Source organism: Arthrobacter sulfonylureivorans (genome assembly GCF_047607445.1).
Lineage (GTDB): Bacteria > Actinomycetota > Actinomycetes > Actinomycetales > Micrococcaceae > Crystallibacter > Crystallibacter sulfonylureivorans_A.
On record NZ_JBLKRT010000006.1, the window covers coordinates 23,534 to 43,512 of the forward strand.

Genomic DNA, 19,979 nt, shown 5'->3' on the forward strand with positions numbered 1-19,979 from the left:
TTCCACCGTCAGAATCTCCTTTCTGGAAACCCAGACGCTTCTAAAGGTCCAGCAGCAGTCGTTTGCCCTTGCACCGTGAAACGCAGATCATCATGGTGTCACCGGCTTCGCGTTCGTCGTCGGACAACAACGAGTCACGATGATCGATCTCGCCGCCCAGCACCGCCGTCTCGCAGGTGCCGCAGATTCCTTCACGGCAGGAGTTCAGGGGGTTGATCCCGACCGCTTCGAGGGCCTGCAAGATGGTTTCATCGGATCCAACCGGGACTTCTGTCCCGTCCGCGAGTTCTACCGTGAAGGCCGTGTCCCCGCCCTCCGACGGCGCTTTGGCCTCGCCCGTGGCTGTAAAGCGCTCACAGTGGAAGCGTCCGGGCTCCTCCCAGCCGTCGGCAAGCGACTGAATGACATTGAGCAGCGGTCCGGGGCCGCAGGCATAGACGTGCAGGTCCGGCTGCTGGTCCGCCAACAGTTCGGCAAGCGGGTAGAGTCCGCTCTCGTCGTCGGCGTGGATGTGAACATCTCCACCGAGCGCTTGGATCTCCTCAAGGAAAGCCATCGAAGAGCGGCTGCGGCCCAGGTAAACCAAGCGCCAGGGCACTCCAAGCGCTGCGGCCTCGCGGATCATCGGCAGAATCGGGGTGATACCGATGCCGCCGGCGATGAAGACATAGCTGCTGGCGGGGGCCAAGACGAAGTTGTTGCGCGGTCCCCGGACCTGGATTTTGGTCCCAGGTCTCAGCAAGTCGTGCACATAGGCCGAACCGCCGCGCCCCTCGGGTTCGCGCAGAATGCCTAGACGCCAAGCGGAGCGGCAGGTCGGCTCCGAGCAGAGCGAGTACTGGCGCAAAAGGCCGTTAGGCAGCAGGACGTCCACGTGAGCGCCGGCTTCCCATTCGGGCAGGTCCTCCCCCAGCGGGTGCTCCAGCTCCAACGAGACCACGCTGCTGGATTCACGCCGGATCGAGCGGACCTCGACGTCGAAAAATTCTTCGGTCATGATTCACCTCCGCCGTGTCAGGCCGCGGCCGGTTCGGAGAGCACCGAGGCAAGGAAGGCCTTGGTGCGTTCGTTTTGCGGGTTCGTGATGACCTCGCGGGCAGGTCCCTGCTCCACCACATAGCCGTCCGCCATAAAGACCACCCGGTCGGCGACGTCGCGGGCAAAATGCATCTCGTGCGTCACCACCACCATGGTCATGCCGGAGTTGGCCAGGTCCTTCATGACCTTCAGGACCTCGCCAACCAGCTCGGGGTCCAGGGCCGAGGTCGGCTCGTCGAAGAGCATCAACTGCGGCTCCATGCACAGCGCGCGGGCGATCGCGACACGCTGTTGCTGGCCGCCGGAGAGCTGGCGTGGATATGCGTCGGCTTTTTCCGCCAGTCCGACTTTCTCCAGCAGGGACATGGCCCGGGCCATGGCAGTGGCCTTTTTCTCTTTGCGGACAAGCCGCGGTGCTTCGATCAGGTTTTCCATCACGGTCATGTGCGGGAATAAGTTGAACTGCTGGAAGACCATGCCGACTTCGGTGCGGCTGCGGCAGATGTCGTTGTGGCTCTGTTCATACAGCTTGCTGCCCTTGAGGTCGTAGCCCACGATCTTGCCGTTGACCCACATGCGGCCGCCGTCGACCGTTTCCAGGTGGTTGATGCAGCGCAGGAACGTGCTCTTGCCGGATCCTGAAGGACCGATCAGGCAGACCACCTCCCCTGGTTGGACGTGCAGGTCAATGCCCTTCAGCACCTGGTTGGAGCCGAAATTCTTACAGATGGCGTCGGCTTTCACCATCGGCTCAACGCCGTGCGTAACCGTCATTTCTTGGTGCCTTTCAGGGAGAGCGCGTCATGCGTGGCGAAAAACCGCTTCAGCTGTTGCAGTGGCGTGGGCGGCAGGTTCCGCTGATTGCCGCGGGCGAAGCGCCGCTCCAGGTAGTACTGGCCGATGGTCAGGATCGAAGTGATCAGCAGGTACCAGAGACTGGCGACGATCAGCAGCGGCACGGTCTCGAACGTTCGTGCGTAGATGATCTGCGCCGAGTAGAGCAGCTCCGGCACCGAGATCACGCTGACCAAAGCGGTGGTCTTGAGCATGCCGATGGTTTCGTTGCCGGTGGGCGGGATAATCACGCGCATCGCCTGCGGCAGCACCACCCGGCGCATGGTCTGCATCCGGGTAATGCCCAGGGCCTCCGCTGCCTCGGTTTGTCCGTGGTCCACGGACAGGATCCCGGCCCGGACGATCTCGGACATGTAGGCGCCTTGGTTGAGGCCAAGGCCGAGGATTGCTGCCGTCATCGGGGTGATCAACTGGTTGGCGTCCAGTTCGACGCCGGGAATACCGAGCGTGATGACCGGATACAGTGCAGCCAGGTTGAACCAGAACAGCAACTGCACCAACACCGGCGTGCCGCGGAAGAAGTTCACGTAGGCGAAGGCGGCACTGCGTACTACTGGATTGACGGAGAGCCGCATGACTGCGAACACGACTCCGAGCACGATGCCGATGGCCATGCTGATCGCGGTCAGGCCAAGCGTGACCAGGATGCCCCGGCCAATGGACACATCGCGCAGGTAGAGTCCGACGACGTCCCAGCCGAAGTTGGGGTTGGTCATCACGGACCGCGCCAGCAGTCCGGCGATCACAACGATCACCGCTGCGGCCAGCCACCGGCCGGGATGCTTGGCCTTGACGACGGTGTAGCCATCGGCGGTAGGGGCTGTTTGCTCGCTTCGGGTAGTCACGGCAGTCATGCGGCTGCTTCCTCTCCGTTACTTCTGGTCGAGGGCTTCAGAGGTGATCAGCACCGACTCCGGGAGCCCCCATTTGGCGCGCATTTCCTCGTAGTAATCGCTGTCCAGAATGCCTCGGGTGGCCTCGGTCACTGCTTCCTGCAGGCCGCTGTCTTTGGCTAGGGCGATGCCTGTGGGGGTTGGCTCGTAGTCCTCTCCAGCGGCCAGTTCGAATTCGCCTCCGGCTTCATTTGCCTGGTAGGCCAAGGAGACGCTGTCGGCCACGACGGCGTCTACGCGACCGGATGCCAAGGCGAGGTTTGCATCGGTCTGCCCGGGAAAGTTCTGAATATTAATCGCTTCCTTGCCCGCTGCCGTGCATTCCTTGGAGAATTCAGGCAGGTACTCCATGGACTGGATCGAGCCCTTCTGCCCGGCGATCTTGAAGCCGCACATGCTCATCGGGTCCATGGAAATCTTCTTCGGGTTCCCGGGCAGAACGGCGACGCCGGAGCCGCCGTCGAGGTACTCCACGAAGTCGACGATCTTCTCGCGTTCCGGGGTGATCGAGAAGGTCGACATGGCCATGTCGTACTTCCCGGAGGCCAGACCCGGCAGGATGGTGTCGAACGTCGCGGGAACGTGTTCAATCTTCAGGCCCAGGGCGGCGCCGATGGCGTCTGAGAAGTCGACGTCGTAACCGATCATGGTCTTGTTGTCGGTGTCGTAGTACTCGAACGGCGCGTAAGTGGGGTCCGAGGCCACGCGCAGGGTTCCGGCGGTCCGAATCTTCTCGGGCAGCAGGTCGCGGGCCGCTTCGTTGAGGGCAACGGCTTCCGCGGAGGCATCGGAGCCGGCCGGCGCGGCAGATCCTGCGGATTCCGGTACGGCTTGGGAAGCGTTGGTGCAGGCGCTCAGGGACAGAGCCAGCAGGACCGATCCGACCAGGACGGTGGAACGGGCGACACGGTAACGAGAATGACGCATGACTTTCCTTTCATAGTCCGGACAGCGTTGTCCGGTTATGGATGTGCGCACTGGTCAGGAGACGATCAGTGCCTCGGTGCTTCGATTTCAGGCGCAATGTGCACTAGGTAGTTGCCGTGTGCCACCATCGCCGGTCGGCGCAGAATGGCGACCATGCCATCCACACGTGCTGTGTATTCCTCCTGCGCACGCGTCAAATCGTCGATGGCATGAACCCGGGCGACGGGATCGCCCGCCCGGACCCGCTGACCGAGTTCCACCAGCGGTTCGAAAATCCCTGGGGTGGTGGTCATGACCGGGGAATCCGCTACCAGCTCCAGCCAGACCGGTTCGGCGGCCTGCCCAGGAGACGGTGGTGGTTCGGTGCCGGGCTGCGTCGGCAGGATTCCGGCATGGGCTAACAGGGAGAGCACGCCGCGCCGCGCGTCTGCCAGAATTCCGGGATGCACGGTGCCTCCCCCGCCCAGCTCGGTGGAAAGCGTCAGCACACCGGCGTCGTCTCCCGCAGTACTGAGCGAACCAGGCTCCAGCCGGGGCGCCACTGCCATCACGTACGGCAATCCCATGGCACGCGCCGCCGAAACCTTCCGCGCCCAGGCCTGCTCGTCCGGGCCCCGGTAGATGAACAGGCTGGGCAGGTAGGTGGAATTGGAGCCGCCCGAATGCAGGTCGATAACAACGTCAGCCAGTGGAAGCAGCGCTCCGGAGATGAGGTCGGCAACCTGGTCCGTGGGCCCGCCGCGCTCCCCGCCTGGGTAACTGCGGTTGAGATTGCCGCCGTCGATCGGCGACACCCTGGTGCCGGCCCGCACCGCCGGTGCGTTCGCCGCAGGGACGATGATCACCGTCCCGTTCACTTCCTCGGGTTCCAACGACCGGATCAATTCGTGCAACACGACCTGGCCTTCGTATTCATCGCCATGCGTGCCGGCGACCAGTAAGGCAGTCGGTCCTGTCCCGGAGGAAATGACCGCAACAGGCACCGGGATCAGTCCGTTGTCGTGGACGTTGTCCGAATGCGACAGCCCGGCGAATCCCAACTGCTTGCCGGGCCGGCCCAGTTCGATCCCGTGCAGGACGTGGCCCCTCGCACGCTGCTGCGCCTCGACGCTGCCGGCGATCAAGGGACCCACCTCAGCACCTTGGCCTTCCGCGGCGCGAGGGTGATGACCTGGACGGCTGATTCTCCGGCGGCGAGCGAGAGCCGGATGGTCTCGGCGTCCTCGCCTTCGACGATAAAGACGTCGCCGGGCCGCAACCAACGCTCCCAAGGCCCGTCCACTGCCGCGACCAGCGCTTCGCCGCCGAGCCCGGTCACAATCAGCTGCTCGCCGGGTCCGCGCTGCAGCGTGCCGGTGTAGCCGCCGATATAGCGGTGGCTTTCGGAGGCGATGTAGCTGGCATCGGCCTCCAGTTCTACTGTGGGTTCGGGGCCGGTTTCATTCAGCTGAACCGTCCACCGCCACGGATCGCCGCGCTCGGCAGAGTCCGGACACGCGGCCAGGATCTTGGCTCCCGTTTCGGCGGCGGTTTCGCCGCCGAGCGGGTTGGCTCTGATCAGCATCCACATGGCGGAACCTATGCCGTCCTGGGAGCAACCGGCTCCCGGCGGGCGGCCGGACGGGCCGCATCCTTCGCCTGCTGTTCCTGCTTCAGCAGCGCAGCCAGGATGCGCCGGGCGCGGGCCACGCCGCCGTCCTGGGCGATCAGCACGTCGAACTCGCCCTCGGGGCGGGTCTGCATGCCAATCTCCTGTGCCTCCAGCGCGGAAGCGTCCTCGTCCAGCACCGTGGCCAGGCCCACGCGCAGGTCCTCGGTAGCCTGCTCATTGTCGACGGCGAAGTTGCGGCTGAAAGCGTAGTAGTACCAGGAGTTGTGCGCGTCGATCGGCGTGATGCCGTTCAACACCTTGATCAGGAAGCCCTCTTCGCGCGGCTTGCCCTCGCCGGTAATGCCCGAGTGCAGCACATGCAGGTTCGGGACGAAGAACTCGGTGCAGTGGAAGCGGTCGAACAGTCCGCGGGCGTCCATGGTTTCGGCGTACAGCGGCGGCGCTTCGACCGAGGGCATCAGGCGGTCCACGCTGACCACGTTGCCGTCGACCTCGACGGTGATCCCGTGTTCGTAGATGTAGTCGTCACCCACCGTGGTCTGGTGCAGGAAGGACTCATGGGTCAGGTCCAATAGGTTGTCGTGGATCAGGTCGGCCCGGCACTTGAAGTGGTACGAGTGGGTGACAGTGGCCCACTCCGGGTCCACCATCCAGTGGGTGTCGGGGACGTCGGCCGGATTGGCCAGCTCCGGATCGCCGGTCCAGACCCAGATCCAGCCGTCCTGCTCCACCACCGGGTACTTGCGCACCTTGGCGCGTTCCGGGATCGACGTCTGCGCCGGCACCTTGGTGCACATGCCGTCCGGGCCGTAAGTGAAACCGTGGTAGCCGCACTCCACCGAGTCACCGACGGTCCGGCCCTCGGAGAGCGGGAAGGCGCGGTGCGCACAACGGTCCGCCAAGGCAATGGCCTCGTTGTCCTGGGTCCGGAACAGCACGATCGGTTGCTCGCAGATGACCCGGCGCACCGGCTTGCGCGTGACCTCCGTTGACCACGCAGCAACATACCAAGTGTTCAGCACATACATTTTTGGGTTCTCCTCCATCACGTGTGTATACACTGTATTCAGAGCGCGGATGTGACGTCAAGCACTTTCCGTAAAAGCATCAGCACGTTACCGTTTCACCCGATTTACCGGCTCGCTGCGAGTCCTGCTGCCCCCAGAACGCTAGAGTGCACAAAGAACAACAGAAGGAGGCCATCGTGGCTGCGATACCGAATGACGTGAGGCCGCTGGCGGTCCGCGTCCATGAGCAGCTGAGCGCCGACATCATCAGCGGGACCATCAAGCCGGGCTCCGCTTTGGCCCAGGAGGGGGTGGCTGCGCAATACGGCGTGTCCCGCACACCTGTCCGCGATGCGCTCACCCAACTGACGCTGGAGGGACTGACCACTCTGGTCCCCGGCAAGGGCTATATCGTCAACCAGCTCGACGAGCGCGAGATCGAGAACGTCTTCGAGGTCCGCTACGCCTTGGAATCCCTCGCGGTACGGAACGCCATCGGCTCCTACACACCCCAGCAGCTGGTGCGGCTGGGAGGCCTCATCGATGAGACGGAGATCGTTGACCCGCAGGACAGCGGCGAACTGTTCCGGCTAGGCCGCGCGTTCCATCTGGCCCTGGTGGAGCCCGCTGACAACGACTACCTGCGCGGTGTCATTTCCTCCATCTGGAACCACCCCATCCAGCACAGGATTACCTTGACCTACCGGCAGGGGCCGGACCACCAGGCCAAGGTCATCCACGATCACCGCAGCATTCTGCAGGCCCTGAAGGACCAGGATCCGGACCGCGCCGTCGAGGTGCTGGCGCATTGCCACGACGTCAAAGACCCCAACCGCTACGAACACATCGGCTGAATACCCGCGCCCCGTCCCGCCCTGGGTTGAAGCCTGGCTCAGCCCTTCCCGGCCGAGCGCACGCCGGCCCGCCACACCGTCGCCGTCAGTGGCATGCCGGGGCGGTAGGCAAGATGCGTGGCCGAGGGGGCGTTCAGCAAGTGCAGATCGGCGCGGTGCCCGACGGCGATGGAGCCCACCGCCCGCTGTCCGTCCTCGTCCCGGCCTACGTGGCGGCCCAATGCCAGGGCGCCTCCGTAGGTCGCCGCGCGGACTGCTTCCTGGACGCTCAATCCCATCTGCAGCACCGCCGTCGTCACGCAGAAGTTCATCGAACTGGTGAAGGAGGTGCCGGGGTTGCAGTTGGAGGCGAGGGCAATTTCCGCGCCGGCGTCCAGCAGTTGCCGGCCCGGTGCCAGCGGCTGCCGGGTGGACAGATCGCAGGCCGGCAGGCAGGTGGCCACGGTGCCGCGCTCCCCCGTGCCGCTGGCGCGGTCCCAGCCCGCCCAGGTTCCGGCGAGCGCCGCGACGTCGTCGTCGGAAAGGTAGTTCACGTGGTCCACGCTGGCGGCTCCGAACTCCACCGCCAGCCGCACGCCGGGCCCCTCGCCCAGCTGGTTGCCGTGCACGCGCAGCCCCAAGCCGGCATCGCGGCAGGCAGCGAGCACCCGGCGCGACTGCTCCTCGGTGAAGGCGCCGCGTTCGCAAAACACGTCCGCCCATTGCACGTAGGGCCGGACCGCAGCCAGCATGTCGCCGCAGACCAGGTCGGTGTACTCGTCGGCGTCGATGCCGTTCGGGACCAGGTGCGCGCCGAGGTAGGTCACCTCGTCGACCACGGTGGAGGCGATCCGGGCGCTCCGGGCCTCCTGCTCCACGTCCAGCCCGTAGCCGGTCTTCGTCTCCAGGTAGGTAGTGCCGCCGGCCGATGCCTCCGCGACGCGGGCCAGCAGCAGCCGGGTCAGATCGTAGTCGCTGGCTTCGCGGGTAGCGCCGGTGGTGACGGCGATCCCGCCGGCCTGATAGGACTGTCCGGCCATCCGGGCTTCGAATTCGGCGGTGCGGTCGCCGGCAAAGACCAAATGGGTGTGCGAGTCCACCCAGCCCGGCAACACGGCCCGTCCGCCGGCATCGAACTGTTCGTCGGCATCCGGTGCCTGCGCCGAGGGGCCGAGCCAGGCAATCCGCTCCCCCTCGATGACCACGGCGGCATCGTGCAGCACTGCCTCGGCGCCGCGAGCCGGGTCCTGCGTGTGCAGTTCGCCGATGTTGGTGATGACGGTGCTCATGCGATCTCCTTCAGTGCCGCGGCCAGCAGGTCGGCCGGCTGGCCCAGCCGCGAGTGGATGCCGTTGGCCGCCAGCAGTTCCCCGCCGACGACGACGGCCGTAACATCGGCTGACGTTGCGGTCAGCGGCAGTTGGCCGGGGCCCGAGCCCACGGTGCGCATCGAGTCCGGTTTGACCGCAACCAGATCGCAAGCCATTCCGAGGGCGATGCCCGCTGTCGGGGTGGCCATGGCAGCTCTGGCGCCGGCCGATGCGGCCTGCAGGAGTTCGTCCGGGGTGAACCGGCCGCGTTGCCCGCTGGCCAGGCGTTCGCCGTGCTCCAGTGCCCGCATTTCCAGCCACGGGTCCACCACGGCGTGCTGGTCCGTGCCGAGGGCGATCATGGCGCCGGCGTCCGCCAGAGCGCGGGCCGGGCCGATACCGTCGGCCAGGTCGGCTTCAGTCGTCGGGCACATCACCACGGTGGCGCCCGCACCACCCAGCAGCACAATATCCTCATCGGTCAGGTGGGTGGCATGGACGGCGCTCAGCCGTGGCGACAGCAGGCCGTGCCGCGCCAGCAGTCCGGCGGGCGTGACGCCGTACTCGGCCTGGCAGGCCTCGTTCTCGGCCGGCTGCTCGGACAAATGGATGTGCAGCGGCAGCTTCGGCGACAGCCGCTCGGCAATGACCGGCAGCGCGGACTCGGGCACGCCGCGCACTGAGTGCAACGCTGCGCCCACGGTGATCTGGGCCGGGTCGAACCGCGCTGCAACCGCCTTCCGGAGCGAATCCAACCGGTCCAGCCAGGCGTGTACGTCGCCGTCGCCGAACCGCTGCTGCTCCGGGGCCAGCGGCTTGCCGATCCCGCCGGCCAGGTAACAGGTGTCCAGCAGGGTCAGGCGGATTCCGGCGGCTGCCGCGGCCCGGCAGAGCGCCAGTTCCATCGCATGCTCGGCGGCTTCGTCATCGCCGTCGTCCTGATTGCCGCTTCCGGCCCCGTCGGGACCGGCTCCGGCAGCGGCACTGCCGTACGCCGCGCCGTCCGGGCGGTGGTGGACGTAATGGAATTCGGCCACGCTGCTGAAACCGGCGGTCACCATCTCGGCAAACACGGCGGTGGCCAGCCGCTCGTACTTCGCGGGGGTCAATGCGCCGGCCGCCCGGTACATCTGCTCACGCCAGGTCCAGAAGTCGCCCCTCCCGGTATGCGTGCGGCCGCGCAGCGCACGGTGGAAGGCATGCGAATGTGCGTTGGCGGCGGCGGGAAAGACCACACCGTCCAGCGTGAGGACGCCGGCGGCAGGATCCGGCCTCGGTGCCGTGCCCACGTGGGTGATGGCACCGCCGTCGTCGGTGTCCAGCAGGATGTTGTCCGCCACGCCCTCCGGCCCCAGCCAGGCGCGCTCGCACCAAATACGGCTCACAGCAGCGCCTCCAGGACATCGGCGAGCGCGGCGGCGCCGGCGTCGGCGTCCCAAGGCTCCACATATTCCTCCGGTGAGTGCGAGATGCCGGAGGGGTTCTTCACGAAGATCATGCCCGAAGGCACCCGGGCGGCCAGCACGCCGGCGTCGTGGCCGGCACCGGTGGCCAGCACCGGAGCACCGGGCAGGGCATTTTCCAGCTGGCGCTGCAGGGCGGAATCGAAGTGCACGGTGCCGCTGTAGGACTCCTCGGTGAGGGACACCGAACAGCCCTCGAAGGCGGCAATCTTCTGGGCCTTGCCGTGGATGGTCTCGACCAGCTCCGCGGTGACCGCGTCGTCAGGGTGCCGGGCATCCAGCCACAAATCCACCCGCGAGGCGATCACATTCGTGCCGCCGGGAACGGGCTGGATCCGCCCGACGGTCGCCCGTGCGCCAGACTGCTTGGCAGCCGTCTGCTGCACGGCCAGAATGATCTGCGCGGCGGCCACCATCGGGTCCGCGCGGTCGGCCATCAGCGTGGTGCCGGCGTGGTTGCCCTGCCCGGCGACGCTGATCCGCCACCGCCCGTGGCCCAGGATGGAACTGCCGACGGCGATGGCCGGGCCGTCCTCGCCCAGGCCGCGCCCCTGTTCCACGTGCAGCTCGATGAAGTCGCCGATTCGTGCCAGCGCCTCGTCATCGCGCCCGAGGTGCGCCGGATCCAGACCATTGGCCCGGGCGGCATCGGCAAAGGTGGTGCCGTGCTCATCGCGCAGGTTGCGGGCCTTGTCTGGATCGATGGCCCCGGCCAGCAGCCGCGACCCCAGGCATGCCACGCCGAACCGCGAACCTTCCTCTTCCGGAAAGACCGTGACGGCCAGCGACCTGTTCGGCTGCACGCCGCGCTCCTTGAGCACGTCGACGGCGGCGAGCGCGGAGGCTACGCCCAGCGGACCGTCGAAGGCACCGCCGCCGGGCACCGAATCCAGGTGGCTTCCGGTGACCAGTGCGCCGCGCTGCGGCTCGCCCCACCACGCCCAGATGATGCCGTTGCGGTCCGTCTCCACCTCCAGCCCGCGGCGCCCGGCCTGCTCGATGAACCAGCCGCGCAAATCCAGCTCCGCGGTCGAAAACACCGGCCGCGAATACCCCCCGCGCTGCCCATCCCGCCCAACATCAGCAATGGACTCCAAGAGTGACGTGACGGTCTGCATAAACCAACTTCCTTCTTAGCTACTGGGAGGGCCGGAGGCCAGGGTTTCGTGAACGCATGCAGGCATGCCGCGGCAGTCACAGGGACGGCCGGAGGCCGGAACCGCTAAGCCGCGCATCGCCGAGCGAGGAACGAGCGAGGTGTCTAAGCGGCGTGCGGTTCCGGCGGAGGCCGCTTAGTCGTTCATCGGGATCCGGACACCGCGCTCGGCCGCCACCTCAACCGCCCGATCGTAGCCCGCATCCACATGCCGGATCACACCCATGCCCGGGTCGTTGGTCAGCAACCGCTCCAGCTTCTGCGCCGCCAGTTCGGTGCCGTCGGCCACCGAGACCTGGCCGGCGTGGATGGAACGACCGATGCCAACACCGCCGCCGTGGTGGATGGAGACCCAGGTGGCTCCGGAGCTCGCGGCGGTCAGCGCGTTGAGCAGCGGCCAGTCGGCGATGGCGTCGGAGCCGTCGGCCATGGCCTCGGTTTCGCGGTAGGGCGAGGCGACGGAGCCGGAGTCGAGGTGGTCGCGGCCGATCACGATCGGTGCCGAGACCTTGCCTTCTGCCACCAGGCGGTTGAACAGCAGGCCGGCCTGGTGCCGCTCGCCGTAGCCCAACCAGCAGATGCGGGCCGGCAGCCCTTCGAACTCCACCCGTTCGGCGGCGGCGTCGAGCCAGCGGTGCAGGTGTTCGTTCTCCGGGAAGAGTTCCTTCAGCGCAGCGTCCGTGACCTCGATGTCCTTCGGATCGCCCGACAGCGCCACCCAGCGGAACGGTCCGAGCCCCTCGCAGAACAGCGGACGGATGTAGGCCGGAACGAAGCCGGGGAACTCGAAGGCCCGGTCGTAGCCGCCCTTGCGTGCCTCGTCGCGGATCGAGTTTCCGTAGTCGAAGACCTCGGCGCCGGCATCCTGGAACTCCACCATCGCCTGCACGTGCCGGGCCATCGAGGCCTGCGCCTTCTTGGTGAACCCCTCCGGATCGGCCTCCGCCTCGCTCTGCCAGTCCGCCACCGAGATTCCTTCGGGCAGGTAGGACAGCGGATCGTGGGCCGAGGTCTGGTCGGTGACCACGTCCACGGTGAGCTCGCCGGCCCGGTGCCTGCGCAGGATCTCCGGGAACACTTCGGCGGCATTGCCCACATAGCCCACGGACCAGCCGCGGCCTTCTTCCTTCGCCTTGAGGACCTTGGCGATGGCGGTGTCCAGATCCGTCTCCACCTCGTCCAGGTAGCGCTTGCCCACGCGGCGGCGCAGCCTGGCCTCGTCCACGTCGACGATCAGGCAGGCACCGTCGTTGAGCGTGACCGCCAGCGGCTGAGCCCCGCCCATGCCGCCGCAGCCGCCGGTCAGCGTCAGGGTCCCGGCCAGCGTGGGTGATCCGGTCTTGCCCGCCTCGTGCAGCTTGGCCCCGACGGCAGCGAACGTCTCGAAGGTGCCCTGCAGGATGCCTTGGGTGCCAATGTAGATCCAGGAACCGGCGGTCATCTGGCCGTACATCATCAGGCCCTCGGCTTCCAGCCGACGGAACTCCGGCCAGTTGGCCCAGTCCCCCACCAGGTTCGAGTTGGCCAGCAGCACGCGCGGTGCCCACGGGTTGGTCCGGAGCACGCCGACCGGCTTGCCCGACTGCACCAGCAGCGTCTCATCCTCTTCCAGGTCCTCGAGCGTCTTGACGATCGCGTCGTAGGCTTCCCAGGACCGGGCGGCGCGGCCGGTGCCGCCGTAGACCACCAGGTCTTCGGGCCGCTCGGCCACTTCGGGGTCCAGGTTGTTCATCAGCATCCGAAGCGGCGCCTCAGTCTGCCAGCTCTTGGCGGTCAGCGTGGTGCCGCGGGAAGCCCGGATGCTCCGGGAGGGATCATGCTGGGTGAACGTCATTGTTGTGCCCTTTCTGGCTGGGACGAATTTGGCTGGGAAGAATTTGGTCTGGATGGATCTGGGGGGGGGGTAACTGGCTAGGACGTAGTTTCCGGCTCGGTGAAGAGTGCGCCGGCTTGTTCGGCCAACAGCAGTCCGAATTTTTCTGCTGCCTCCGGTGTGGTGCGGTAACTCGGGGCGACGATGCTCAGGGCAGCGACGACTTTGTCTCCCGCGAAGACAGGAGCCGCGACGGCGGTCACGTCGGCCTCCACGCTGTCCGCCATGACGGTGAACGTGCCGCGGTCCACCTGGCCGCTCAGCGCAGCTCCGGCCGCGCTGCCCGCGATCGGGAAGGTCCGCCCCACCCAGTTCACGTGCCGCACGGTGTGGGTGCCTTCTTCAATGGCCACGTACAGTCCGTGCTCGCTCCCGGCGGTCACGCTCAGGTAGGCGGATTCGCCGGTCCGGTCCACCAGCGCGCGCAAGACATCGCGGCTGGCGTCGACCAGCGACTCGTGGCTCAGCGCCTGCACGCCCAGCTGCACCATCCGGAAGCCCGGCCGATACAAGGCGTTCCCACGCTTGGCCGCGAATCCGTTGGCTTCGAGGGTGCGGAGCAGGCGCAACGCCGTTGAGGCGGACAAGTCGACTGCCTTCGCCGCGTCGGCGAGCTTGACGCCGTCGTTCTCGCAGACGATGCGGAGCAGCGCCAGCGCGCGATCGGCCGCCCTGGTGGTGGGATCCGCGCCCGCTTTTGGCACCATGCTGCTCCTCCGCTGTGATGGATTTGTTGCAGCCAGTAAAACACCAATTTCATTCAGCGGCAAGAATTATCGCCAAAAGTATTGACCCCCCACACTTCCGCTGGGTAGTTTCAGGTAACAGCCCGCTTGTTTTACTGATCGAAACGGGCATGCCATGCATCGGCAGAAAAAGGAGACCTTGATGCCCCACCTGTTGTCCGCGGCCCCCAGCGCCCGCCGCCCCCTTCTGGCCACCGCTTCGGCTGCCGTGCTGGCCGGCGCGCTCCTGCTGACCGGCTGCGGCTCCGGCAGCCCCTCCTCGCCCGGCGGCGGGTCGCAACCCGCGGACCAGTCGGCGGACGCCGCCCTGGACCAGGTGAACCTGGGACTGATCCCGATCACGGACGTGGCGCCGGTGTATCTGGGCATCCAGGAGGGCTACTTCGAGGACGAAGGCATCCAGCTCTCCGTCCAGCTGGCCCAGGGCGGCGCCGCGATTGTGCCGGCGGTCATGACCGGCGAATACCAGTTCGGCTACTCGAACGTCGTCTCGCTGCTGATCGCCCGGGACAAGGGGCTGCCGATCACCGTCGTCTCCAACGGCTCCAGCTCCACCAACGTCCCCGGCAAGGACGTGACCGAGGTCGCCGCGCTGCCGGACGCTGGAATCGAGAACGCAGCCGACCTGGTGGGCAAGACGGTCGCCGTCAACGCACTGAACAACTTTGCCGATGTCACCATCCGGAACGCCGTTGAGAAAGCCGGCGGGAACCCGGACGACGTCGACTTCGTGGAAATGCCCTACCCGAACATGCCGGCCGCGCTGGAGCGCGGCGACGTCGACGCGGCCTGGACCACCGAACCGTTCCGCACCCAGATCCTCGAAGCCGGCGGCGAAATCGTGTCCAGCCCAATGACCGACCTCACCCAGGACTTCGATTCGGCCTTCTACTTCACGTCCGAGCAGACCATGCAGGAAAACCCCGAACTCGTCGAGCGGTTCCAAAGGGCGCTGGAGAAGTCCTTCCAGTTCGCTGCGGAGAATGACGACGAGGTGCGCACCGTCATCCAGGACTACGCGAAGATCACGCCCGAGCTCGCCGAGACCGTGGTGATGTCCCGCTGGTACCCGGAGATCAACCGGGAGGGCCTGGAGAAGCTCGGGTCGGCAGCGGTCAAGTACGGCGTGCTGAAGAACAACCCCGACTACGAAGCGCTGATCGCCGACTAACCCCCGGCACCCCGGCCATCCCGTTACTGCTTGAAAGGCACCATGTCCCAGTCCCAGCTCCAGACCGTTTCAGTCTCCGTCTCCGTCGGACCGCTCTCCCCGGCCGACGTCGTCGCCGTCGCCCGCCACGGGGCCACCGTGGAACTCAGCGAGGAGTCGCTCGCGGCGATGGCCACCTCGCGAAAGGTGATCGAGGCGTTGGTGGACGACGACGTGCCGCACTACGGGGTGAGCACGGGCTTCGGCGCCCTGGCCACCAAACAGATTCCGGTGGACCTGCGCACTCAACTGCAGCGCAGCCTGATCCGCAGCCATGCGGCATCCTCGGGCGCCGAAGTCGACCGGGAGGTGATCCGCGGGCTGATGCTCAACCGGCTGTCCACCATGGCCACCGGCCGCACCGGCGTCCGGCCCCTGGTGGCCCAGGCCTACGCCGGGATCCTCAATGCCGGCATCACCCCCATCGTCGGTGAATACGGGTCGCTGGGCTGCTCCGGCGACCTGGCGCCGCTGGCCCATTGCGCGCTCGCCCTGATGGGCGAAGGCCAGGTCCGCGACAAGCACGGCGAACTGGTCGCTGCGGCCGACGCGCTGGCTGCCGCCGGGCTGGAACCGGTGGAACTGCGCGAGAAGGAAGGGCTGGCCCTGATCAACGGCACCGACGGCATGTTGGGCATGCTGATCATGGCCTCGGCGGACCTGCACCGGCTGCTGAAGACCGCCGACCTCGCCGCCGCCATGAGCATTGAAGGCCTGCTGGGAACGGATGCGGTGCTGGCCGAGGACCTGCACGCGCTCCGGCCACACCCCGGCCAGATTGCCGCCGCCGCCAACATGCGCACCATCTTGGCCGGGTCCACCCTGATCGAGGAGCAAAAGCACGGCCAGCACCGGTTCACCAGGGTCCAGGACGCGTACTCGCTGCGCTGCGCCCCGCAGGTGCACGGCGCAGCGCGCGCCACCTTGGCCCACGTGGAGTCGGTGGCCGGGTACGAGCTGTCCTCCGCCGTGGATAATCCAGTGGTCACCGTCGACGGCCGGGTGGAGTCCAACGGCAACTTCCATGGCGCCCCGGTGGGCTACGCACTGGATTTCCTGGCCATTGCCGTGGCCGACCTGGCCTCGATGAGCGAACGCCGCACCGACCGGTTCCTTGACACTGCCCGCAGCCACGGGCTGAATGCCTTCCTGGCCGACGACCCTGGTGTGGACTCCGGACACATGATCGCCCAGTACACCCAGGCCGGGATTGTCAGCGAGCTCAAGCGGCTGGCCAATCCGGCGTCGGTGGATTCGATCCCGTCATCGGCCATGCAGGAAGACCACGTCTCGATGGGCTGGTCTGCCGGGCTGAAGCTGCGCCGCGCCCTGGACGGACTGACCCGGGTGCTGGCCGTCGAACTGCTCACCAGCGCCCGGGCCCTGGACATGCGCGACGGCGGTGTGGAGTCGTCCAAGTCCGCACCGGCGGTCACCGCCGTGCGCCGTGAAATCCGCACGGTGGTGGCCGGGCCGGGCACCGACCGCTATCTCTCCCCGGAGATCGAGGCTGTCCGCATGCTGGTGGACAGCGGCGTGCTGCTGGACGCCGCCGAGCAGGCCGCCGGGAGCGCGCTGATCTGACCCGAACGGCACTACACTGGTGCCGGGAAACACCGTTGGTTCCGGATCGCCGGGCCGGAACCAACGTCGGGATCATTGGGGGCCGGCGCCGGAGAAGGACCTGCCGCATGGGCGCCGACACACCCGACGCCCGGCCCAGCCGCCGCAAGCTGCTGCAGCGAACCGTGCCTGTGCTCGCGGCCGGAATCGGTGCCGGGGTGCTCGGCACGGCCGGGGCCGCAGCTTCGGTGCGGCCTGATGCCATCCCCGGCGACGAGCAGCTGGCGCGGCTGGTCGCCGATCCGACGTCGGCCACCCACCGCGCGCTGGTCCAGCTCCTGGCACCGACGGCGACGACGGCGGTGAGAACCGCCCCGAACGGGCGGGTGGACCCTCGGCAGGCCGGCTACGACGTGGTCCTGCTGCTGGGCCAGTCCAACATGCAGGGCTGCGGGCTGCCGTTTGACCCCGCCATCGATGTGGAGCTGGACGGCATCGACCAGCTGGCAGCTTCCGGTCCCCGCACCGGCCAGGTGATTACCGCCAGCGAACCGCTCTGCCACGTCGCCAGCGTCCGGGTGGAGGGCCGGCCCGCCGTCGGTCCCGGGTTTGAATTCGCCCGGCAGCTGTGGCTTGCCCAGCCGGCCGGCCGCAAGGTACTGCTGGTGCCCGCGGCCCTGGGCGGCACGTCGATTACCGGCAACGCCGACTACTCCTGGGACCCGGACAACACCGCTGCCCGGACCAATTTGTTCCATCGCGCGGTGGATGCCGGCCGCCGCGCCCTGGCCTTGAATCCGCACAATCGCCTGGCCGCGGTCCTCTGGCACCAGGGCGAGGCGGATGCCGTGTTGGGCTCCAGCCAGGAGTGGTACCAGGCCAAGCTGCTGCAGATCATCGATCTGGTCCGCGAGGCTCTGGGCCCGGCGCCGTTCCTGATCGGCGGCATGGTGCCGGAGTGGCTCCCTGGCGATCCGGGGCGCCGCGGCATCGATGCCGCGCACCGCGCCATCCCCTCGCTCCGGCCGCGGACTGCGTTCGTCGAAGGACCCGCCGGCGCCGGCCAGGACGAAGGCCACATCCACTACAACGCGGCCGGCGCCCGGGAACTGGGACTGCGCTTCTACGGCGCCTACGAAGCCGTGGCCGCCGGACAGCCCGCGTAACAGCTCCCCCTGTTGGGGCCTTTAGCGCGTGAAGCTACGCCGGTGGGGGCTGAGGGCGGCGGGAACGTCGCCGGCGCCGTCGTGCTCGCCGAGGATCAGTCCCGCGGCGAGCTCGGCGATTCCGGCCGACGTCTGGAATCCGTAACCGCCCTGCCCGGCCAGCCAGAAGAAGCCTGCGACCTCGGGATCGAAGCCCACCACCGGGTGCCCGTCGGCAGGCTCCGTCCGCAGCCCGGTCCAGGCCTGGGCCACACCGGTGATGGTCAGGGTGGTGCTCCTGCTGATGTGGGCGATGGCCCGCCGTACGTCGGTGTCCCGCGGACGGGCGTCCTCGGGCTCGCTCGGCTCGGTTTCCGACGGCGAGACCAGCACCTGGCCGTTCTCCGGCCGATAGTAGAAGCTGTCATCCGCCGCAGCGACCATGGGCTGCCGCGGCGACAGCGGCCGCGCCACGTCCACCACCGCCGCGGTCCGCCGATACGGCACCAGCCCCTGGGGCCGCGCTCCGAACAAGGCAGCAACCTGCTCTGCCCACGCGCCGGCTGCGTTCACCACTGTTCCGGCTTCGATCGTCTCCCCTCCCGCGACCACCCGCCAGCTGCTGCCGTGCCGGCGTGCCGATTCGACACGCGATCCGGTCAGGAACCGTGCCCCCGCGGCGCGCGCGGTGTCCTGGTGGTGTTCCAGCAGCACATCGGTGCGGCAGCCGAACGATGTTCGGTCCAGTCCGGCTGCTTCGAACGCACCGGGCCGCAGTTCCGGGCTTAGCTCCAGCGCATCGTCCGGGCCGATGAACTCCATCTGGCCGCTGGCATGCTCCTTCACGGCCGCTTTCGATCCGATCAGCAGGAACGACCGGTGGCTGAGGATCTGCAGCCCGGCCTCGCTTTGCCGGCGGTGCAGCAGATCCAGCGTGCGGACGGTCAGCTGCTGGACGGCCGGCGGGCCGTAGCTGGGAACCAGCTGCCGTGCGGACCGGCCGGACGTGTGGTAGCCCAGGGTGGGTTCGGCCTCCGCCAGCACCACGCGCACCCGGCCGGCCAGTTCGGCCGCCAGTGACAGCCCGGCGATGCCGCCGCCGATGATCAGGACGTCGCAGCTGATCGTGGTCATACGGGCTGGACCGCCTGCCGGGCGGCGACGAACGCGGCGACGCAGGCTTCAATGTCCTCCGCCGTGTGGGCGGCCGAGAGCTGCACGCGGATCCGCGCGGCATCTTTGGGGACCACCGGGTAGCTGAAGGCGGTGACGTACACGCCGTGGTCCAGCATCGCCTCGGCGGTCCTGCCGGCGAGCACGGCATCGTGGAACATCACCGGCACAATCGGATGAACGCCTTCCAGCAGGTCGAAGCCCTCCTCCGCCATCCGCCGCCTGAACAGCGCGGTGTTGTCCTGCAGCCGGGACCGTAGTTCGGCCGAACCGCCCACCAGCTCCAGCGCCTTCAGCGTGGCGGCGACGATGGCGGGGGCCACCGAGTTGGAGAACAGGTAGGGCCGGGCCTTTTGCCGGAGCATCGCCACGATTTCGCGGCGTCCGGACACATAGCCGCCGGAGGCGCCGCCCAGGGCTTTGCCGAACGTGCCGGTGTAGATGTCCACCTTGTCCGCTACGCCGGCATGTTCCGGCGTCCCGGCGCCGCTGGCGCCCATGAAGCCGACGGCGTGCGAGTCGTCCACCATCACCAGCGCTCCGTAGGTCCCGGCCAGTTCGCAGATCTGCTCCAGCGGGGCCAGGTAGCCGTCCATGGAGAAGACCCCGTCGGTGACGACGACCGTCCGTCGGGCGCCCGCGCCGTCGTTCAATTCAGCAGCTTCCCGCAGCCTGGCTTCAAGTTCGGACATGTCCCGGTTCGCGTAGCGGAAGCGCGCCGCCTTGGACAGCCGGATGCCGTCGATGATCGAGGCGTGGTTCAGGGCGTCGGAGATGATGGCGTCTTCGGGGCCAAAGAGGGATTCGAAGACTCCGCCGTTGGCGTCGAAGCAGGACGAGAACAGGATGGTGTCCTCGGTTCCCAGAAAGCGGGACACCTCCTGTTCCAGCTGCAGGTGCAGATCCTGCGTGCCGCAGATGAACCGGACGCTGGCCATGCCGAACCCGCGCTCGTCCATGGCCGCTTTCGCGGCGGCGATGATCTCCGGATGGTCCGCCAACCCCAGATAGTTGTTGGCACAAAAGTTCAGCACTTCGCGGGCGGCGCCGTCCAGCGGGCCGGCGCTAATGTGGCTGGACTGCGGTGTGGTGATGCGGCGCTCTGCCTTGAACAGTCCGGCGTCGCGGATCTCCTCCAGCTCGGCTGCCAGTTGCTCCTTCAACGTTCCGTACAT

Annotated in this window: 18 protein-coding genes; 4 read left to right on the top strand and 14 right to left on the bottom strand. The window is 67.5% G+C overall.

The features are described from left to right. Positions 1-40 precede the first annotated feature (40 nt). The 7 genes from ACMX2H_RS04350 to ACMX2H_RS04380 form a co-directional block, all read right to left on the bottom strand. Positions 41-997, bottom strand: coding sequence for a PDR/VanB family oxidoreductase (locus ACMX2H_RS04350; RefSeq protein WP_414959131.1), 957 nt, complete (start codon positions 995-997; stop codon positions 41-43). 17 nt (positions 998-1,014) lie between these two features. After that, positions 1,015-1,812, bottom strand: coding sequence for an amino acid ABC transporter ATP-binding protein (locus ACMX2H_RS04355; protein ID WP_276606323.1), 798 nt, complete (start codon positions 1,810-1,812; stop codon positions 1,015-1,017). Next, complete coding sequence (locus ACMX2H_RS04360) at positions 1,809-2,747, bottom strand: amino acid ABC transporter permease (RefSeq protein WP_414959132.1); 939 nt, start codon at positions 2,745-2,747, stop codon at positions 1,809-1,811. The genes ACMX2H_RS04355 and ACMX2H_RS04360 overlap by 4 nt, the downstream gene beginning before the upstream one ends. An 18-nt stretch (positions 2,748-2,765) precedes the next feature. Next, positions 2,766-3,713, bottom strand: a complete 948-nt coding sequence (locus ACMX2H_RS04365) for an ABC transporter substrate-binding protein (protein ID WP_414959133.1) — start codon at positions 3,711-3,713, stop codon at positions 2,766-2,768. Positions 3,714-3,778: 65 nt separating this feature from the next. Beyond that, positions 3,779-4,846, bottom strand: a complete 1,068-nt coding sequence (locus ACMX2H_RS04370; RefSeq protein WP_414959134.1) for a succinylglutamate desuccinylase/aspartoacylase family protein — start codon at positions 4,844-4,846, stop codon at positions 3,779-3,781. After that, positions 4,834-5,283 (bottom strand): hypothetical protein, encoded by a 450-nt coding sequence (locus ACMX2H_RS04375; RefSeq protein WP_414959135.1) that lies wholly within the window; start codon positions 5,281-5,283, stop codon positions 4,834-4,836. Before ACMX2H_RS04375 ends, ACMX2H_RS04370 begins: the two co-directional genes overlap by 13 nt. 8 nt (positions 5,284-5,291) lie before the next feature. After that, positions 5,292-6,371 (bottom strand): Rieske 2Fe-2S domain-containing protein, encoded by a 1,080-nt coding sequence (locus tag ACMX2H_RS04380; protein ID WP_414959136.1) that lies wholly within the window; start codon positions 6,369-6,371, stop codon positions 5,292-5,294. A gap of 158 nt (positions 6,372-6,529) precedes the next feature. Here ACMX2H_RS04380 and ACMX2H_RS04385 point away from each other — a divergent pair, with 158 nt between their 5' ends. Then, the gene (locus ACMX2H_RS04385) at positions 6,530-7,186 is read left to right on the top strand and encodes a GntR family transcriptional regulator (RefSeq protein WP_414959137.1); all 657 of its coding nucleotides are present in this window, start codon (positions 6,530-6,532) and stop codon (positions 7,184-7,186) included. A gap of 38 nt (positions 7,187-7,224) precedes the next feature. Here ACMX2H_RS04385 and hutI read toward each other — a convergent pair whose 3' ends face one another. The 5 genes from hutI to ACMX2H_RS04410 all read right to left on the bottom strand — a co-directional run bounded on the left by hutI (position 7,225) and on the right by ACMX2H_RS04410 (position 13,674). Then, positions 7,225-8,454 carry an imidazolonepropionase gene (gene hutI, locus ACMX2H_RS04390; RefSeq protein ID WP_414959138.1) on the bottom strand — a complete coding sequence of 410 codons (1,230 nt, stop codon included), beginning with the start codon at positions 8,452-8,454 and terminating at the stop codon, positions 7,225-7,227. After that, positions 8,451-9,860, bottom strand: a complete 1,410-nt coding sequence (locus ACMX2H_RS04395) for a formimidoylglutamate deiminase (RefSeq protein ID WP_414959139.1) — start codon at positions 9,858-9,860, stop codon at positions 8,451-8,453. The genes hutI and ACMX2H_RS04395 overlap by 4 nt, the downstream gene beginning before the upstream one ends. Continuing rightward, complete coding sequence (locus ACMX2H_RS04400) at positions 9,857-11,056, bottom strand: allantoate amidohydrolase (protein WP_414959140.1); 1,200 nt, start codon at positions 11,054-11,056, stop codon at positions 9,857-9,859. The genes ACMX2H_RS04395 and ACMX2H_RS04400 overlap by 4 nt, the downstream gene beginning before the upstream one ends. Positions 11,057-11,230: 174 nt before the next feature. Beyond that, complete coding sequence (gene hutU, locus ACMX2H_RS04405; RefSeq protein WP_414959141.1) at positions 11,231-12,928, bottom strand: urocanate hydratase; 1,698 nt, start codon at positions 12,926-12,928, stop codon at positions 11,231-11,233. Between the two features lie 77 nt (positions 12,929-13,005). Next, positions 13,006-13,674 carry an IclR family transcriptional regulator gene (locus ACMX2H_RS04410; RefSeq protein ID WP_414959142.1) on the bottom strand — a complete coding sequence of 223 codons (669 nt, stop codon included), beginning with the start codon at positions 13,672-13,674 and terminating at the stop codon, positions 13,006-13,008. 181 nt (positions 13,675-13,855) lie between these two features. Between ACMX2H_RS04410 and ACMX2H_RS04415 the strand changes: the two genes are divergently transcribed. From ACMX2H_RS04415 to ACMX2H_RS04425, 3 genes are all read left to right on the top strand, one after another. Then, complete coding sequence (locus ACMX2H_RS04415; RefSeq protein WP_414959143.1) at positions 13,856-14,884, top strand: ABC transporter substrate-binding protein; 1,029 nt, start codon at positions 13,856-13,858, stop codon at positions 14,882-14,884. 42 nt (positions 14,885-14,926) lie between these two features. Then, entirely contained in the window at positions 14,927-16,507 is a 1,581-nt protein-coding gene (hutH, locus tag ACMX2H_RS04420) for a histidine ammonia-lyase (protein WP_414959144.1), read from the top strand. A 107-nt stretch (positions 16,508-16,614) separates the two neighbouring features. Then, on the top strand, positions 16,615-17,652 hold the full coding sequence (locus tag ACMX2H_RS04425; protein WP_414959145.1) for a sialate O-acetylesterase: 1,038 nt from the start codon (positions 16,615-16,617) through the stop codon (positions 17,650-17,652). 21 nt (positions 17,653-17,673) lie between these two features. Here ACMX2H_RS04425 and ACMX2H_RS04430 read toward each other — a convergent pair whose 3' ends face one another. Both ACMX2H_RS04430 and ACMX2H_RS04435 read right to left on the bottom strand, forming a co-directional pair. Continuing rightward, positions 17,674-18,765 carry an NAD(P)/FAD-dependent oxidoreductase gene (locus ACMX2H_RS04430; RefSeq protein ID WP_414959146.1) on the bottom strand — a complete coding sequence of 364 codons (1,092 nt, stop codon included), beginning with the start codon at positions 18,763-18,765 and terminating at the stop codon, positions 17,674-17,676. Continuing rightward, complete coding sequence (locus tag ACMX2H_RS04435; protein ID WP_414959147.1) at positions 18,762-19,979, bottom strand: glycine C-acetyltransferase; 1,218 nt, start codon at positions 19,977-19,979, stop codon at positions 18,762-18,764. The genes ACMX2H_RS04430 and ACMX2H_RS04435 overlap by 4 nt, the downstream gene beginning before the upstream one ends.

What these genes read in the sequence shown, in the direction of transcription:
- ACMX2H_RS04350 (WP_414959131.1), bottom strand. Translation starts at nt 997, where the DNA reads ATGACCGAAGAATTTTTCGACGTCGAGGTCCGCTCGATCCGGCGTGAA.
- ACMX2H_RS04355 (WP_276606323.1), bottom strand. Translation starts at nt 1,812, where the DNA reads ATGACGGTTACGCACGGCGTTGAGCCGATGGTGAAAGCCGACGCCATC.
- ACMX2H_RS04360 (WP_414959132.1), bottom strand. Translation starts at nt 2,747, where the DNA reads ATGACTGCCGTGACTACCCGAAGCGAGCAAACAGCCCCTACCGCCGAT.
- ACMX2H_RS04365 (WP_414959133.1), bottom strand. Translation starts at nt 3,713, where the DNA reads ATGCGTCATTCTCGTTACCGTGTCGCCCGTTCCACCGTCCTGGTCGGA.
- ACMX2H_RS04375 (WP_414959135.1), bottom strand. Translation starts at nt 5,283, where the DNA reads ATGTGGATGCTGATCAGAGCCAACCCGCTCGGCGGCGAAACCGCCGCC.
- ACMX2H_RS04380 (WP_414959136.1), bottom strand. Translation starts at nt 6,371, where the DNA reads ATGGAGGAGAACCCAAAAATGTATGTGCTGAACACTTGGTATGTTGCT.
- hutI (WP_414959138.1), bottom strand. Translation starts at nt 8,454, where the DNA reads ATGAGCACCGTCATCACCAACATCGGCGAACTGCACACGCAGGACCCG.
- ACMX2H_RS04400 (WP_414959140.1), bottom strand. Translation starts at nt 11,056, where the DNA reads ATGCAGACCGTCACGTCACTCTTGGAGTCCATTGCTGATGTTGGGCGG.
- hutU (WP_414959141.1), bottom strand. Translation starts at nt 12,928, where the DNA reads ATGACGTTCACCCAGCATGATCCCTCCCGGAGCATCCGGGCTTCCCGC.
- ACMX2H_RS04410 (WP_414959142.1), bottom strand. Translation starts at nt 13,674, where the DNA reads ATGGTGCCAAAAGCGGGCGCGGATCCCACCACCAGGGCGGCCGATCGC.
- ACMX2H_RS04415 (WP_414959143.1), top strand. Translation starts at nt 13,856, where the DNA reads ATGCCCCACCTGTTGTCCGCGGCCCCCAGCGCCCGCCGCCCCCTTCTG.
- hutH (WP_414959144.1), top strand. Translation starts at nt 14,927, where the DNA reads ATGTCCCAGTCCCAGCTCCAGACCGTTTCAGTCTCCGTCTCCGTCGGA.
- ACMX2H_RS04425 (WP_414959145.1), top strand. Translation starts at nt 16,615, where the DNA reads ATGGGCGCCGACACACCCGACGCCCGGCCCAGCCGCCGCAAGCTGCTG.
- ACMX2H_RS04430 (WP_414959146.1), bottom strand. Translation starts at nt 18,765, where the DNA reads ATGACCACGATCAGCTGCGACGTCCTGATCATCGGCGGCGGCATCGCC.
- ACMX2H_RS04435 (WP_414959147.1), bottom strand. Translation starts at nt 19,979, where the DNA reads ATGTACGGAACGTTGAAGGAGCAACTGGCAGCCGAGCTGGAGGAGATC.